Genomic DNA, 16,315 nt, shown 5'->3' with positions numbered 1-16,315 from the left:
AGTTGTGTGTTTATTTTTGTTTTTCTAATTTCTGTAAACGCGCTTCTAATTGTAAGATGTACAAGGTTAATTCTTCCACTTTTTCGACTAAAACACGATTCATTTCACCTAAATCAGCACCATTGGCTGCTACCACTTTTGCAGAAGGAACATTCGGTAAATGTTTGTTGTGAGCAATATAAGTGCGTAACTCATCAAAAGACAGCAATTTATAATCGTTTTCAAATACATAATCAGGGAACGGATTAAGCGTAGTTACGTATTTTCTAGCATATACTTCACCAGTAGGTTTTACGGTAAAATTGACATCATCGCCGTCGGTACTAACGACTTGAATGGCATTTTGTTCATTTTTACGAACACGTACACTTACGCCATATCCTTCTTCAGAACTACTTCTGGTACGAACGTACAATCCGTTATCGGAAGTGGTGCCAATATTGGTGGATGCCAATTCGGTACTTGTAGAAGGTGTGTAATAACTTTGTGCGCCCATCCAAATTCGTTGATGATCGCCATGTAGTCTCAATCCAACAACACCAGAAGTAAGAGCTAAATTTTTACGTTCTTGATTGACAATATAGAAGTCAAATTTAGACATTCTAAGCACAGCGCCATCATTTTCAGTAGCTCCAGTTTCGGAATTTGTAATTCCAATTCTTGCTGTTTTTCCAGCGTTTAAAGCTCCTGATGCTTTTGTAGAACCTGATTTGGTCACTGCCTGTTGTGCTTCTTGCAATCGGATAATATAATCCGTAATTCCATGTACTTGAAAATTGAAGTTCACGTTATTTTGATCTGTTCCGGTACCAATTCCTACATCGCCACTGTTGGGATAAGGAAATGTATTATCGGCTTGAGCGAATAGAATGCTACTAGAAATCAGTGCTAAAACGATGCATAATTTTTTTTTCATAATTATTTGATTTTTTGTGGTTGTTGCACAAATAAATGCCATTAAAAATCCTTAAAAAAGTGTTGTTTGTGAGTTTTTATAAAATCGCATAGCAAACATTTAGAGTGATTTTATAGAAGATAAAAGGAGTTTTGTTTTTAAGTAAAATCTTGATTTATTACAATATAAAACACTGAAAAACAGGTGTTTAAAAAATATTGAAGTCGTTGCGATTTTATAAAAAACGTATTCCTGTTTTGTATTGATAAAAAGGTAACTTTCAAATAATATCACCCAGCATGAATATCAATGCACTTTTAGTATCTTCGCCAAAAAAATAGACAATGTTACAAGGCGTTTTATTTGATATGGATGGTGTAATTGTAGATACCGAACCATTACACCACAAAGCATATCACCAAATGTTTGATGAAGTTGGAATTGAAGTTTCTCCTGCGTTGTACGAGTCGTTTACGGGACAATCAACCATCAATATTTGCAAACGTTTGTGTGATCATTTTGAATTAAAACAAGCACCAGAAAGCTTAATGTTTAAAAAACGCAACAACTTTAAGTATCTATTTGCGAACGATGACAGCTTGCAATTGATTGATGGCGTATTTGACATTATTAAAGAATATTACGAAAAAGAACTCAAGTTGGTATTGGCTTCTTCCGCTTCTATGATGACGATTGACAATGTTTTTGAACGATTTGATTTGAATCAATACTTCATTGCAAAATTTAGCGGTGCAGATTTACAACAATCCAAACCACATCCAGAAATCTTTGAAAAAGCAGCTTTTGCTACGGGTTATGAACGTACAAATTGTATGGTGATTGAAGATTCTACCAACGGAATCAAAGCTGCCAACGCTGCGGGAATTTTTTGTGTAGGGTATGACAGTCACCATTCCAAAAACCAAGATTATACTATTGCCAATATGGTCATTTCAGACTTTCAAGAAATTCAACATGATAAAATGCAGGAAGTGTTCAAAGGAATGTAATTACGGTTGAATACAATAGATTTCCCAACGTTCATGTTGCTTTTCAAAAATGGTTCGTTCGTGGAGCCTGCTGACTTTAAAGTCCATAAATTCAATACGTTTGGGTAGAATACAAATTCCACTCCAATTTTCGGGTTTTTCAATAGAAGCATCTTGTAAAGCTTCTTTTTGTTGTTTAAATTGAGCTTTCATCATGTCAAAACTCACTATCTTTTCTCCTTGGTTAAAAACAGTAGAAACCAATTGTGAATCACGATTTCGTTGGCTAAAATATCGTTCGGCTTGTGTTTCTGAAATCTCAACAAGATCGCCTTGTATCCGAACCTGTCGTTCGGTTGCTGTCCACCAAAATGTCAATGCAGCTGTTGGTTTTTGTGTAATTTCAACTCCTTTTTGGGAGGAAAGTGTGCCTGTAATTATAAAGCCATCGTCTGTAACTTCTTTCAGTGAAACAAAGCGCGCATTCGGATAGCCATCAACGCCAATTGTAGAAAAACAGCATGCGGCGGGAAAACGCAAATTATGACTTTTACACTCTTCTGTAAGCCAAGTTGTAAATTTTTGAAAAGGATTCATAAAGGGATTTGCTATAGATTAGTATGGTATTCCCGTAAACGATTTGAGTGTTCTTTTAGTATATTACACCATAACCAAAAACATATATTATGAAAAAAAGAAATCTTAAAACGTTAAAGATTACGAAAACAGTTATTTCAAATTTCGACAAGCAAAAAATAAAAGGCGGAACAAATACTAGTGTGCTCGAATTTTCTTTTTGTTGCGGAGTTGACAAACATTAAATACTACTGAAAAAAGAGCGGGTTTATCCCGCTTTTTTATGTCAGAATGCTATTAGTAGTCACGAGACAGATCGTATTTTGTAGCATACACATCATCTTCAGTATACGGAATTCCGTCTTTTCCAACAGAAAATAACACATAATCTTCTCCGTCGTTAATGAATTCATATTTGAATAAATATCCGTTTCCGTCTTCAATTCTGTAACCATTATCCACTAAACATCTTAAACTATGTGGATATACATTTGTAGCTGCTTTTTCAGTAGCAAGAAATTTTGCACAATGATATAGTCGCCACTTTGTTCTTCGTTCTTTTTTTAAGGAAGTATATGATGAAAAGAATACAATAGTCACTAAAAAAAACAGACCAATACTGGAATAAGAAACTATTTTTTGAAACGTTACTATACTTTTCATATCCTCTTAAATGTCTACAACTTTTTGTGAGTACTATAAACTCCAACTCTAAAATAGTCTGTTACTTTTTTTCTGTAAATACAATATCATCTTTCGTATCTAAAACCCCATCTTTTCCTTTAGATTTTAGTGTAAAACCTTGTCCATTTTCTATTTGTTGGTAAATAACTTCGCGTTCCCAACCATCTTTTGTCAAATCGCCATACAAAGGATTTTTACGAGAAAGTTCGATAATATTTTCAGGATATATACCATGATGTGATTTGTCCTTACTCAATAAATAGATCAAGGCACTTAGGTTATCGTTGGTGTCACGCGTTTGTCTTATAGGGTTTACAAACGAATAAAACACAAAAGTTACCGCAACAATGATGACAGGAACCACAAAAAATGCTTCTGTAAGCGGAGAAAGCATTCGCTTCTTGGGAAGTTTATTTGCCTTTTCATAAGCACGTCGGTTCTTTTTCTTCTTATAAAATTTCCATTCTTCTGAAATAATAAATAATTCTCCAAAAAATGCAATAAGCCATGACATCATACTAAAAATGTTTTTTTTTACTGATATGTATAAATATACGCAAAAAGTTACTTCTTTATTTTAGAAATTGTCTTACTAGTTGTTTCAGAGGGTTTCTTTAGGTCTGAAATGGCAAATTCGATTGCATTTTTTAGCAATGTTTCCACTGTTGTATTTCTGTAATCGGTTGGAGAAGCAATAGGAATGTGTCTAATAAACTTTCCAGTGCCTTTCAATACTTGAGAAGGATCGTCTAAAAGTGTTCCTTTATGAAATCCTAAATTTAAATGGTTCGTATATATCGGAATCATGCAAAATCCATCCGAAAGCTTTTCAGAAATTGAAAAAACTGCGGTAAGTGCATGTGTGTGATACAAAAGTTCATTGGCTTCAGGATATAATGCTAAAATAAAATTTCGAATATCTATAAAATGTTCAATACACGCTTTGGGTTTTAACTGTAAGAAGTGTTCAAAATCAGGATGGATGGCTCGGATAGGATGCATAGCGTGGATTCATAAAATTACAGTTGGAAGATACGAAAAGTGTCGTAAACGAAGTGATTTGACAGCAAATTGACAATATTGATCTGGAAAATGATTTTTTACCAAAACTTTACATTCTTAAAATTTGTTCACAGTACAAATTGGCGTAATTTTGCAATTCTTTTAAAATAAAATTGTGATTGAAGATATATTGATAACCATGCTGTGGAGCATTTCACCGCTAGGAGAAGCCAAAGTTGGTATTCCTATCGGTTTACAATCAGAAGCAAATCCGTATGTGATTTTTGTAGCTGCCTTTGTTGCAAATGTATTGGTATTTCCTGTTATGATTTTTTTCCTAAATCACGTAAATAGATACTTTTTACGCTTTCGATCTTATAAAAAAGGAGCGTTGTGGGTAGCGCGAAGAGCCAAAAAAGGTGCCAAAGACAAAATTCAAAAATACGGTTTTTGGGGCTTGATGTTTTTTGTAATGATTCCATTGCCAGGAACAGGTGTATATGCAGGAACCATTGCTACGTATTTGTTTAATATAGAAAGAAAACAAGCGTTTGCAGCCAATACGATAGGAATCTTTTTCTCCTCAGTATTCGTTTGGCTAACTTTCTATTATGGTTCTAGTATGTTTGGGTAAAATCATGTACTCTTTTTTTATTTTCAAATAAAAATCTATATTTGCTACAGAATTTTAAAAAAATGAAAACAACAAACGTTAACATCATTGCATTAAACGGCGCTATCAGAACTGTGTTTTTGGGTAGGGCAACATTGGTATTCTAAAAAGATAAAACTTCATATATTTCGCAAGGCTTTCTTTTTAGGAAGCCTTTTTTGTTCTACCAAATTTCAATCGACTATTTACAATAGCATTTTAAATTTAACAACTAGAATAATCCTAAACATCATTTTTACTTTAAAAATCATAGGAACTAAAATCATTCTACAAACGTAGGAGAGGATTGCTATTGTACAAACTTAGCAGAAAGCCTCTCGATATCGAGAGGCTTTCTTTTTATTACAAAAAATATTAAATTAGAACAAAATGAAACGATTAAAAGACATACGAAATATAGGTATCATAGCGCATGTAGATGCTGGAAAAACAACCACAACTGAGCGCATATTATATTATACAGGAACTATTCATAAACCAGGAAATATTGACGATGGAAATACGGTAACCGATAGTGATGTACAAGAAGCTTCACGCGGCATTTCCATTTCATCTTCAGCAATTTCAGCCGATTGGGAATACAATGAAAAAATCTATCAAATCAATATTATTGATACGCCTGGACATATTGATTTTGCAATTGAAGTAGAACGTTCCTTGCGAATTTTAGATGGTGCTGTAGCTTTATTTTGTGCAGCTTCTGGTGTTGAATCACAATCAGAAACAGTTTGGAGTCAATCTGAGCGTTATGGAATTCCAAAAATTGGATTTATTAATAAGATGGACAGAATTGGTGCCGATTATTTCAAAGTATTATCACAAATAGAAGAAGAATTTGGTGCGACAACTTTGCCAATTCAAATTCCAATAGGCGATGCTGACGATTTTGAAGGTGTGATAGATTTATTGCAAATGAAAGCTATATATTGGAACGCGGACGATTATGGTAAATCAAATATCGTAACGGATATTCCTAAACAATTGGTTGAATTAGCAGAAAAATGGCGTGCTATTTTACTAGAACGCATTGCTAATTTTGATGATGCTATTATGGAACAATATCTTGAAGATACCGAGATTTCTATAGACGATTTACAACGAGCCATAAGAAGAATTACGCTGGAACGAAAAGCCGTTCCGATGTTGTGTGGTTCAGCATATAAATACATTGGTGTACAACCTTTGTTAGATGCTGTTGCAAACTATTTACCGCAGCCACAAGATATTGAAAGTGTAGATGGTATTGATATGATTACCGATGAGAAAGCTACTTTAGCTTGTACAGTAGACGAACAACTATCTGCCTTTGTATTTAAGGTGATTGTTGACAAATATGTCGGTAAATTGGCAATGGTGCGATTGTATTCGGGAAGCATTGATGTTGGTACACAGGTTTTAAACTCTAGGACGAATGCCAAAAATAGAGTCAGCCGAATTCTAAGCATACAAGCAGATAAATTTAAAGAGTTATCGCTGGCAAATGCAGGAGATATTGTTGCCTTAATTGGATTGAAAAATGTAAAAACGGGCGATACGTTGTGCGAATTAGGGAAACCATTTTCTTTAGAATCTATTGAAGTTTCTGAAGCGGTTATTAGTTTGGCTATTGAACCTGTTTCTAAAAATGATGAAAAAAATTTTGGAGATGCGTTGTCAAAACTTCTTGATGAAGATCCTTCGTTGCGAGCTTCTTATGATAGCCAAACAGGACAAACCTTACTGCATGGAATGGGCGAGTTACATTTGGAAGTTCGTATAGAAAAGCTAAAAACGGATTACGGAGTTGCGATCAATAAAGGAAATCCAAAAGTTTCCTATCGTGAGTTACTCACAACTTCCGTAACACATACAGAATTATTGAAGAAGCAAACTGGAGGAAGTGGAAGTTTTGCGGAAATTACCTTTACCATGCAACCGCGCACAGATGCCGAAAAAGGATTGTTATTTGTAAACGAAACCAAAGGTGGAGTGATTTCGAAAGATTGTATCAATGCTACTGAAAAAGGATTCCGAGAAGCAATGCAATCGGGTATTTTGTTGGAGTATCCATTAGAAGCGATGAAAATTACATTATTGGATGGAAAAATGCATGAGAATGATTCAAGTAGTTCGGATTTTGAAACTGTAGCGCGTCAAGCATTTAGAGTTGCTGCAAAACAGGCAAATCCTGTATTATTAGAGCCTATCATGATTGCAGAAATCAATTGTCCTGAAGATTATTTAGGAAACGTGACGTCTGACATTAACAAACGTCGTGGAATGATAGTTTCAATCAAAGAAAATGGAAATCGAAGAAAAGTAAATGCTGAAATACCATTATTGCAAACCTTCGGATACATTTCGTCATTACGGACTTTAACTAGTGGAAAAGGTTCAGTTACCTTAAAATTGAAAGATTATAAACAAGTACCTGAACATGTATTAAACCAACTAGTTTGTTAATTTTCTAGATATGTTAGCGCGAGTCTTTGACTCGCGTTAACTTTATAACAAAGAGTCAATTACGTATTCAAAACAGCGCTTATTCAAGTCTCCCAACTCGATTTAAAGAAACAAACTAGTAATTCCTAAAATGACCAAGGATAAAAAGCCAATCAAAAAAATACCAATCAATTTTCCCATGGCACTATCTTTTTCTTCCTTCGAAGCTTTATCATAAATTTGATAGCTTTTTTCATAGCGTTTTTTAGAACCAAAAAGGAGCATCACAATCAAATATATAACTACTATTAACGGAATTGCTACAATCTGACTTGCAGCTTTGCCCATACTTCTGCCAAACATTCTACGCAAAGGTTTTAAAAGATCATCAAGAATATCTTCTGAAATAAAATTAAGAATAATTACCGCGATAAAAAGATAGATGATAATAATTGCAGTCAATAGCAAATTGCCGTAAAATCGTCCTTTATTTACATCGTAACTTTTATTTTTTAATTCGGAATATTGACTTCCGTAAAGCGCATTAATAATATTCATACTATATTGATTGGTTTACAATCTAAAGTTCAAAAAAATTATGAAACTTTACAAATAAAAAGAACAGACATGTTTCAAGCCTTTTTGATAGCTATTAAATTCAAAGGGTTTATCAAAATAAAAATCAAATAATAAAAACTTTTTTAAAAATTATTGTCACATTGTAAAAAACCGTACGTCTTTAAAAATGTATAGCAATTACCAAAACCAAAAAAGCTAACCAAAGTATGTCTCAAATAGAGCTCATCGAAAAGTGTAAACAAAATGACAGGAAAGCACAACTGCATCTGTACAGGCAGTATTGTGAAGGAATGTTTATTGTTGCCAACCGATTTTTGAAACATACAGAAGATGCCGAAGATGCCATGCAAGAAGCATTCATCAACGCTTTTCAAAAGATCGATCAATATACTGGCGAAGTAAGTTTTGGAGCTTGGCTAAAAAAGATTGTCATTAATAAAAGTTTAGACAAATTGCGCGCAAAGCAAAACTATTATATCACTATTGACGAAGCGCAGCTAGAAATAGTTGCTGACGAAACGAATTGGGAAACGAGTGATGAAACGACTTTAGAAGAAGTAAAAGCAGCCATAGAAAATCTGCCCGATAAATACCGAGTCGTTGTGATTTTATTCTTGTTAGAAGGATACGATCATCAAGAAATTTCAGAAATATTAAGTATTTCATCAACCGCATCACGCACCCAATTAGTACGAGGGAAAAAGAAGTTACAACAAGCATTAAAAAAGAGAAATCATGGGACAGGATATTAAAGATTTGTTGAAAAAAGAACAATTACATATCAAAAAAGGATTGTCTGATGGACACGAAGCCCGTTTTTTAGAACGATTGGAAGCGGAATTGCCACAAGAACAAAAAGTGGTAAAGCGATCCTTTTCTTTCTATAAAATAGCAGCAGTAGTGATTTTAATCTGTAGTTTAGGAATAATGATTTATCAACAATTACCTGGTGATTCAGTTGATCCTACTATCACAATTGCAGAAACAGATTCGAAAGAAGCTACTAAAACTTCTCCAAAAAGCTTGGGCGATATTTCACCCGATTTAAAAAAGATTGAAGACTATTATGTGGCTAGTATTAATTACGAATTGACGCAAGTAGAAGTTTCAGAAATCGGGAAACAATTGTTTGAAAGTTACATGCAAAAACTATCGCAATTGAATGAAGAACACAAAGTATTGCAGCAAGAGTTAACGGATATTGGACCTAACGAGCAAACAGTCAATGCGATGATTGACAATTTACAATTTAGACTAAAATTACTATACCAATTAAAGGAAAAATTAAACGAACTAAAAAAATCAGAAAATGATGTATAATTCAAAACGAATACAAAGTTTACTCATCGCCTTATTGGTCATAAGCTTTGGATATTCACAATCAAAAACACGAACAAAGAAAGAAGTTTTTACGGTAAACAAAGACGTTACCTTAGATATTAGCACGTCTCATGCCGATGTAGAATTTGATACTTGGAACAAAAATAAAGTTGAGATCACGGCGACTATTGAAGTAGAAGATGCCACTCAAGAAGAAGTAGACGCATACTTTGAAAGATGGAATTTTAAAGCCATTGGAAACAGTGAAAAAGTAACCGTAACCTCTAAGGGAAGTCATTCATTATTTGGAAATTCAGGCGAATTTGTCTTGGCAGATCAAATCATCATGCAAAACCAAATGCCAATCGTAGTTGAAATTGATGAAATTGCTGAAATCCCTGAAGTCACAGAGATTATTGAAGTACCTGAATTGCCGCTGATTGTTATGGAATCTATGGAAGACATTAAGTTTGACTACGAAGCTTTTAAAAAAGACGGTGATGCGTATATGAAAAAGTGGAAAGAGCAATGGAAATCTGGCTTTGATGAGAAAAAATTCAAAGAAGGTATGGAAGAGTGGAAGGAAAAGTTTGAAGCACAACAAGAAGAACGTGAAAAAGTACTAGAAAAATTCTACGAAAAGCATGCGCTCAAAAAAGAGGAATTAGCTAAAATCCATGAAGAAGCATTAAAAACTGCTAAGAAATATCAAGTGGAAGTACTAAAAAATAAAGAGAAAATCCTTGAAAAATTAGAAAAGGTAAAAGCATTGCAATTAAACGGTAAGGTTGACCTAATTAATGGATCGGATGACAATATTTTCTTTCTATCTAAAGATGGAAAACATCTAAAAGTAAAGAAGAAAATCAAAATTAAAATGCCTAAAAAAGCAAAGTTAAAACTCAATGTGCGTCATGGAGAAGTAACGATTGCTTCTGTTGGAGAAAATATGAATGCAAAGCTGTCTCACGCAGCTTTGTATGCCAATGTAATAGAAGGTGCAAATACGACGATTGAAACGTCGTATGCACCTGTTCATGTGACCAAATGGAACGAAGGCGCTTTAAAAGTGAATTTTGTAGAAAATGTAGATTTGCAATCGGTAACAAATATCAATTTAATGTCCAATTCTTCCAAAGTAAGTGTTGGAACGCTAGGAGAGAAGGGAATTATCAGTGGAACTTTTGGAAACTTGTTGATTCACAATATTGGAGAAAATTTTCAAACCTTAGACATTATTTTAGAAAATACGGATGCACGTATTCAATTGCCGTCTTCAGCGTTTAAATTGTACTATATTGGTTCAAAATCTAGCATTTCGTATCCGGAAACGGTCAAAGGAACCAAAAATAAAACACAGTTTAATACCATTGTTCGTGGGTATCAAAAAACTGCAAATTCTGGAAGTGAAATCAATATCAACGCGAAGTACAGTGATGTTGTGTTGAATAAAAAATCGTGATTTGGTTTATGAGTTTATAGGTTATTAAGTATAAACATAAAAAACAACTAACAACAATTACTACGGCAAGTAGATTTTATTTTTTATAGCATAAATTACCAATCCGATTCTATTCTTCACATCAAGTTTTTCAAACAGTGCATCTCGGTAGCCATCAATTGTTTTCGGACTCAAACACATTTGATCGGCAATTTGTTTATAGGTCATTTCCGTACAAACCAACTTCATAAATTCAATTTCATTTTCTTTCAATCGTGTTCCCGAGCCTCCTTTTCCGCTCAGCGAACCAATTAAGATACTCGTCACGTGTTTTGAGTGATAAAATCCGTTCGTTACAACTTCATTTAGTGCCATTTCTAGCACACTTTTTTCCACATCTTTCATCAAATATCCTTTGGCACCAGCGCGTAACATTTGAATAATCGTACGTTCGTCTTCTTCAATAGAAAGTCCTATCACATCAATATTTGGAAAATGTTCTGTTATGTAGGTTGTGGTTTCAATTCCGTTCATCAATGGCATGTTAATATCCATCAACACGATATCTGGAACCTTTGAATTATTTCTTTCCAAACGCGTAATGAGTTCTTTGCCATTTTTACACAAATAGCTTACTTTGAAACGATCAAACGAATCTACCAAACCACCAATGGCTTGTGATAACAATACATGATCTTCAACGATGACAACAGAATATGTTTTCAATTTTTTTGTTTTTATGATTTAGCTAAGACGATCTGCCAATAGCTTTTATTAATATATTGTTTAATGGTTTATGGCTTACCCAAGTGACCAACATAACAACCAAAAACCTAAAGATAATGAATAATCGTTAGTTGCGTTCCTTTTTCTAGTTCCGATTCGAGGTCAATTTCTGCACCAATCAATTTACCTCTACTTTTCATATTGAGCAATCCGATGCCTTTATTGGGTGTATCTTCAGATTTGTCAAAGCCTTTTCCGTTATCTTTCGCCGTAATTGTCAGTGTTGTGTCTGTATAGGTCAACCAAACGTCCAATTTAGAAGCTTTTGCATGTTTGATGGTATTAGAGAAAAACTCTTGTAAGATACGAAACAGAATAATTTCAGCTTTATCATCAATTATTTTTTCTTCTCCTTCAATGGTTAGCGTAGCTTCGATAAAATTTAAACGATTGAAACGTGCAACTTCCAAACTTAAAGCTTCGGGTAGCATGATATTTTTCAATGCATCTGGATTGATCAATTTGGAAAGTGCGCGTAACTCTGTCAAACTCTTTGAAATAGTGTCGCTTACGCTAGAAATATCTTCATTGCAGTCACCCAATTGATGCAATTGTATTTTGGCTAAGGTCAGTAATTGTCCAATATTATCATGCAATTCCCAACTAATATTGCGCAAAGTTTGCTCTCGAATTTCAATTTGCGTTTCCGCAATGGCGTTTTCAAACTCGCGTTGCGCTAGTTGTTTTTCAGCTAAGAGTTTGTTCTTTCGCTTGATGAAGACTAAGAAAAGTACAATTATGACAACCACTAATAGAATGAATATTAATGAAATAATAAAGGCTCCATTATCAGTATCTGGCATGGTGGTAATTTTATATTATTATTTTCCTTTTGTATCTATTTTGTCTCCATAAACAAAACCAATGATGTAACTAATATTTAAAATCAGAATTAAGCTAAAAAAAAGTGACCGTAAGCTTGTATCCTCTATCGAAGATAAAACTTCATATCTTCTGATTAATTTGTAAGGGCTATAACCAATATGGTATAGTAATAGTCCTATACTTATCCAAAATAATATATTTTTAGACACTTGTAAAATTCGTTCAGATTTCAATATTTCTATAAAATAAAATAATATACTAATGATCAAAAAGCATGAAGCTATAACAAATGGTATCGTTTGAGAAAACTCTAGATAATTTTCATAAAATCCATTAATAATAACAGAAATCAAATAAGTAAAAATAAAATATATAATGTACTTTTTATATATTTTATTTTCAATAAATTGTCTATATATTAAAAGTAATGCAGTAAAATTTATAATATGATATATATTAAATATTACTGCATTACTTTCAATTGAAGTTATACTTAAATAATATCCAAAGCTTTCATTAATAGCAACATACCATAGTAGTATTAAAAAATACTTTAGGGGTGATTTTTTGTATTTATAGTAATAAATACTAGCAATGATAGCTGTAACTATTTCAGCATAAAGGCTAAAATTCTTTAGAATATTATTGATCATTAATTAATTGTTAGCTATTTAATTTCTTGGAGGTGGAGGACTTAATTGCCCTTCATTAAATGATAAACTAGTACCATCATCTCCATTTTTAGCATTGGTAGATTTCTGAGCCATTTTTTCTTTCGATTCTTTATGTCCCAAATATACATTTGCATCATTTGCACGCGTAGATGGTCGGTGATCATCTAACAATAATTGTTTAATTACTTTATATTTTCCTACCAATGGAGAAGAAGCTTCTTTTGGTAAAATATAAAAAGGTAAATTTTTCATATTTGGATAATCGGTTTCTTTTGCAAGCTTTGTATCTACTGTTGGAGTAAAGAAAACAGTTTGTTGTCCTTCGTATTCCTTGTGCTCATTATATTTTCCAAAATATACGCGAATTCCAGATATTTTAGGATTTTTAGGATTTACCTTTTCAACATGATCTAAATAGTTTACATAATCACGAATTTTTTCCATGGAAAACCATACGAATTGTGTTTCTTTAAAATCGGGATTGTTAGTGTCTTGATACATAGTATCATTTAATTTTTGAACATACGCTTCATGCAAATTAATGGCTTCATTTACGGTTATAATTCCTTTAGGTTCTTTTTCAACGACAGGAGATTTTTCACAGAAATATTCTTTGCAGATAAAGAATCCTATCACTGCTCCTAATACCAAAGGAACAATTGTACGTACTAAATTTTTCATAAGGGTTGTAGTTTTGTTAGTCTTTTTTAATTCATGCTAAAATTAGTCAATCTTAGTAGAAAAAAAATTAAAAAATTAAAATTGGGTGTTTTTCCCTTTTTTAATAAAGTGGTAAAAAGAAAAGTGTTAAGAAAAAGACTACAATCAATATGGAGTGAAGAATTGGGAATGAATTGTTGCTTTAAAAAAAGTAATTAAATAGGCTTGGAGGAAACTTTTTTAATTATTTTTAGGTGGAGGACAAAGTTGTCCTTCATTATAAGCAAGACTTTCATCTTCACTTTCATCAGAAGCTGTGTCTTTGCGGAAAAAATCGTTTTGTAAAAAATGGCTCAAACGCGATGCTTTCCTATCAATGATTGTTTGTGTTTGCGCATTGGCTGTTAAAAACACGGTTTGTGCATTCGATTTTAATTCCAAGTCTGGATTGGTATCATACACACCAAAAAACACATCAATGCCAGTAATTTCCAAGTTATAGGCTTGCGATTGTCTTTGTAAATAGTTTATATACGACTTTATTTCTGCCAGCGAATACCAAACAGCTTTGGTGTAATAATCTCTTTTAACTTTTTTCGCAATGCGTTCTATATATTTTGTTTGATACGAATTAAACAATACTGTAGCTTCATTAAAAGAAATATAGCCATTGGGAGAAAGGATCAAATTTTCATCATTATTGGAAACTGTTCTAGCTGTTACATAGTCATCAATATGTACAAAAGGAACGATTTGTTCATTTTCAATAGTAAATGATGCTTGATAATCGAGTTGTGCATTTCTGATGGACGGCATCATAAACGTTGTTCGCTTTCCATCATTTGTGGCGCCAAATACAAAGCTAATTCCAGTAATTGGAATATTTTTAGTAGTTGCTATTGTTTCTAAATGTTGAAAGTACTTTGTGAGTTCAGCCAATTCAAAATGAATAGCTTTCTCTTTAAAAGTAGTACTAGCTTTTCCAATGGAAGACAGTCTAGTGAGGTGATCATTGGTAAAAAGAATTGCCGCATCTTTAGTAGAAATAATCTTTTCGGGTTTTTCTAATACAGAAGATACGAGTTCTTCATCAATTTGGTCATTTGCTTTACAGCTTAGGAAAAATGTAAGACACACCAATCCCATAGAAGCAAATGCAATCATTTTTTTCTTCATGGTATTTAGTTTACGATATTATTGGTACTCTTAGGAATTCCACTTTTGTGTGGAATAAAAGCAACTTACAGATTAGAATACATCTTACTAAGTTGTTTGTCAGTACTTTTGGTACAAAGTCATGACTTAGAATGTAATTACAAGAACAAAAGTAAGAAAAATGCGCAATCGTTTTCGAGAAGTTGTGTGAATGTCCGTTTTCAATGTATAAATGTCATATTTTCTATAGAAAAAGTAAAAAAGCCGATTCATAATAGCTTGAATCGACTTTTAAATAATACTGATATTAAAAGTTATAATTATCCTCTTGGCGGCGGTGGCGATAGTTGCCCCATGTTATAAGCTAAACTTTCATTAACGTTCTCATCATTTTTAGCAAATAAATCTTCTTGCGTTAAGCTTTGTAATGATTTCCCTGTAACATTCACAATCGTTTGTTGTTGCGTACTTGCCGCTAAAAAGACGGTTTGCGCGTTCGATTTTAATTCTAAACTTGGATCATTATTGTATGCTCCAAAGAATACATCAATTCCTGTAATAGCTAAATTATGTTTGTGTGATTTTCTTTTGAGATAATGTATATAACCTTTAAGTTCATCCAACGAATACCAAACTGCTTTTGTATAATAGTCCTTAGTGACTTTCTTTGCAAATGGCTGAATGTATTGTGCTTGATAGTTGTTAAACATTACAACAGATTCATTAAAAGATACATAACCGTTTGGTGAAAGCACTAAATTCTCGTCGTTTTGAGAATTATTTTGTGGTTTTAACGACGGATCTACATGTTTGAATGTTAGAAATTGTCCATTTTCAATCGTAAATGATTCTTGATAATCCAAGTCAGCATTTCGTGTAGATGGCATTAAAAAAACAGTTCTTTTTCCGTTGGCATCTGCACCAAATACAAAACTCGCACCTGTAATTGGAAGGTTTCTAGAAGTAGCCAAAGTTTCCAAACGCTTGATGTAACTTTCTAATGTTGCCAAATCAAAGTGAATGGCTTTGTCTTCAAATCGTGTATTGGCTTTTCCAATTTGTGACAAACGCGTTTGTTGATCGTTATTGAATAACGTTGCTGCTTTTGCATTCGAAATAATTTTTGCAGGTGTTTCTAAAGCGGCATCTAATTGCTCTTCTGCAGCTTGGTTGTTAGATTCACAACTTAGGAAAAATGTAGCACATACAATTCCTAAAGAAGCAAATGAGATCATTTTTTTCTTCATGAGTTTTTAAAGTGTTTAATTCGTTAAATAGAAAAAACGCGTTTTTCGTATGTAATTACATCATAAATGTAGGAAAAGTAATTTAATAAATGAAAATAACTTTGTAAGCGTTGTATTTTGCAAATAAGCGTTCAATTAATAAAGAATTGACTTGTTAAAATGATTTTCACAAAAAAACCGACAACAAAAAGTCATCGGTTTTATATATTGTAATGTACTACTCTTTTAGTTTTTTAATACGTCTTTGCGATAATTTTGAAGAAATTCGTGGCAATCTGTTTGTTTCAAAAAACGAACGTACTTTGATACTAGCAGATTACTTCGTCATGCTTTCTCGTAATGACATATTGATTTTCGATTGTTCTTAAACAATTCAACGTTCAACATT

At 33.0% G+C, this 16,315-nt stretch carries 18 protein-coding genes; 6 read left to right on the top strand and 12 right to left on the bottom strand.

Going from position 1 to position 16,315, the window contains the following annotated elements:
• Nucleotides 1-10: 10 nt before the first annotated feature.
• Nucleotides 11-916 (bottom strand): hypothetical protein, encoded by a 906-nt coding sequence (locus KORDIASMS9_RS17710; RefSeq protein ID WP_162820024.1) that lies wholly within the window; start codon nt 914-916, stop codon nt 11-13.
• Between the two features lie 323 nt (nt 917-1,239).
• On the opposite strand from KORDIASMS9_RS17710, the gene KORDIASMS9_RS17705 reads away from it, so the two are divergent.
• A complete protein-coding gene (locus KORDIASMS9_RS17705) occupies nt 1,240-1,905 on the top strand; it encodes an HAD family phosphatase (protein WP_114904124.1) in 666 nt (221 codons plus the stop codon).
• Here the strand turns inward: KORDIASMS9_RS17705 and KORDIASMS9_RS17700 are convergent, their stop codons facing one another.
• The 4 genes from KORDIASMS9_RS17700 to KORDIASMS9_RS17685 form a co-directional block, all read right to left on the bottom strand.
• Nucleotides 1,906-2,481 (bottom strand): pyridoxal 5'-phosphate synthase, encoded by a 576-nt coding sequence (locus tag KORDIASMS9_RS17700; RefSeq protein ID WP_114904123.1) that lies wholly within the window; start codon nt 2,479-2,481, stop codon nt 1,906-1,908. It abuts the gene before it with no gap.
• 276 nt (nt 2,482-2,757) lie between these two features.
• Nucleotides 2,758-3,123, bottom strand: a complete 366-nt coding sequence (locus KORDIASMS9_RS17695; protein WP_114904122.1) for a hypothetical protein — start codon at nt 3,121-3,123, stop codon at nt 2,758-2,760.
• A gap of 61 nt (nt 3,124-3,184) precedes the next feature.
• A complete protein-coding gene (locus tag KORDIASMS9_RS17690) occupies nt 3,185-3,661 on the bottom strand; it encodes a hypothetical protein (protein ID WP_162820023.1) in 477 nt (158 codons plus the stop codon).
• Between the two features lie 47 nt (nt 3,662-3,708).
• The gene (locus KORDIASMS9_RS17685; protein ID WP_114904120.1) at nt 3,709-4,146 is read right to left on the bottom strand and encodes a DUF1801 domain-containing protein; all 438 of its coding nucleotides are present in this window, start codon (nt 4,144-4,146) and stop codon (nt 3,709-3,711) included.
• Between the two features lie 175 nt (nt 4,147-4,321).
• Between KORDIASMS9_RS17685 and KORDIASMS9_RS17680 the strand changes: the two genes are divergently transcribed.
• Both KORDIASMS9_RS17680 and fusA read left to right on the top strand, forming a co-directional pair.
• Complete coding sequence (locus KORDIASMS9_RS17680) at nt 4,322-4,780, top strand: small multi-drug export protein (protein ID WP_114904119.1); 459 nt, start codon at nt 4,322-4,324, stop codon at nt 4,778-4,780.
• Nucleotides 4,781-5,188: 408 nt separating this feature from the next.
• The gene (gene fusA / locus KORDIASMS9_RS17675) at nt 5,189-7,261 is read left to right on the top strand and encodes an elongation factor G (RefSeq protein ID WP_114904118.1); all 2,073 of its coding nucleotides are present in this window, start codon (nt 5,189-5,191) and stop codon (nt 7,259-7,261) included.
• Nucleotides 7,262-7,363: 102 nt separating this feature from the next.
• Here fusA and KORDIASMS9_RS17670 read toward each other — a convergent pair whose 3' ends face one another.
• Nucleotides 7,364-7,798: a hypothetical protein gene (locus KORDIASMS9_RS17670; protein ID WP_114904117.1), complete on the bottom strand. Its 435-nt coding sequence runs from the start codon at nt 7,796-7,798 to the stop codon at nt 7,364-7,366.
• Between the two features lie 227 nt (nt 7,799-8,025).
• On the opposite strand from KORDIASMS9_RS17670, the gene KORDIASMS9_RS17665 reads away from it, so the two are divergent.
• The 3 genes from KORDIASMS9_RS17665 to KORDIASMS9_RS17655 are packed head-to-tail and all read left to right on the top strand — an operon-like array spanning nt 8,026 to nt 10,601.
• A complete protein-coding gene (locus KORDIASMS9_RS17665) occupies nt 8,026-8,571 on the top strand; it encodes an RNA polymerase sigma factor (protein ID WP_114904116.1) in 546 nt (181 codons plus the stop codon).
• On the top strand, nt 8,555-9,139 hold the full coding sequence (locus KORDIASMS9_RS17660; RefSeq protein WP_114904115.1) for a hypothetical protein: 585 nt from the start codon (nt 8,555-8,557) through the stop codon (nt 9,137-9,139). Before KORDIASMS9_RS17665 ends, KORDIASMS9_RS17660 begins: the two co-directional genes overlap by 17 nt.
• Nucleotides 9,129-10,601, top strand: a complete 1,473-nt coding sequence (locus KORDIASMS9_RS17655; protein ID WP_114904114.1) for a hypothetical protein — start codon at nt 9,129-9,131, stop codon at nt 10,599-10,601. The genes KORDIASMS9_RS17660 and KORDIASMS9_RS17655 overlap by 11 nt, the downstream gene beginning before the upstream one ends.
• Before the next feature lie 60 nt (nt 10,602-10,661).
• On the opposite strand, the gene KORDIASMS9_RS17650 is transcribed toward KORDIASMS9_RS17655, so the two are convergent.
• The 6 genes from KORDIASMS9_RS17650 to KORDIASMS9_RS17625 all read right to left on the bottom strand — a co-directional run bounded on the left by KORDIASMS9_RS17650 (nt 10,662) and on the right by KORDIASMS9_RS17625 (nt 15,927).
• Nucleotides 10,662-11,306: a response regulator transcription factor gene (locus tag KORDIASMS9_RS17650; protein ID WP_114904113.1), complete on the bottom strand. Its 645-nt coding sequence runs from the start codon at nt 11,304-11,306 to the stop codon at nt 10,662-10,664.
• Between the two features lie 107 nt (nt 11,307-11,413).
• Nucleotides 11,414-12,169, bottom strand: coding sequence for a sensor histidine kinase (locus KORDIASMS9_RS17645; protein WP_114904112.1), 756 nt, complete (start codon nt 12,167-12,169; stop codon nt 11,414-11,416).
• 18 nt (nt 12,170-12,187) lie between these two features.
• Entirely contained in the window at nt 12,188-12,844 is a 657-nt protein-coding gene (locus tag KORDIASMS9_RS17640) for a hypothetical protein (RefSeq protein ID WP_114904111.1), read from the bottom strand.
• A gap of 18 nt (nt 12,845-12,862) precedes the next feature.
• Nucleotides 12,863-13,546 carry a hypothetical protein gene (locus KORDIASMS9_RS17635; protein ID WP_114904110.1) on the bottom strand — a complete coding sequence of 228 codons (684 nt, stop codon included), beginning with the start codon at nt 13,544-13,546 and terminating at the stop codon, nt 12,863-12,865.
• 219 nt (nt 13,547-13,765) lie between these two features.
• Entirely contained in the window at nt 13,766-14,701 is a 936-nt protein-coding gene (locus KORDIASMS9_RS17630; RefSeq protein ID WP_114904109.1) for a hypothetical protein, read from the bottom strand.
• A 299-nt stretch (nt 14,702-15,000) separates the two neighbouring features.
• Entirely contained in the window at nt 15,001-15,927 is a 927-nt protein-coding gene (locus KORDIASMS9_RS17625; protein WP_114904108.1) for a hypothetical protein, read from the bottom strand.
• Nucleotides 15,928-16,315 lie beyond the last annotated feature (388 nt).

Source organism: Kordia sp. SMS9, assembly GCF_003352465.1.
GTDB lineage: Bacteria > Bacteroidota > Bacteroidia > Flavobacteriales > Flavobacteriaceae > Kordia.
The sequence above is the reverse complement of the archived record's forward strand: the minus strand, read 5'-3'. Positions and strand labels throughout refer to the sequence as shown.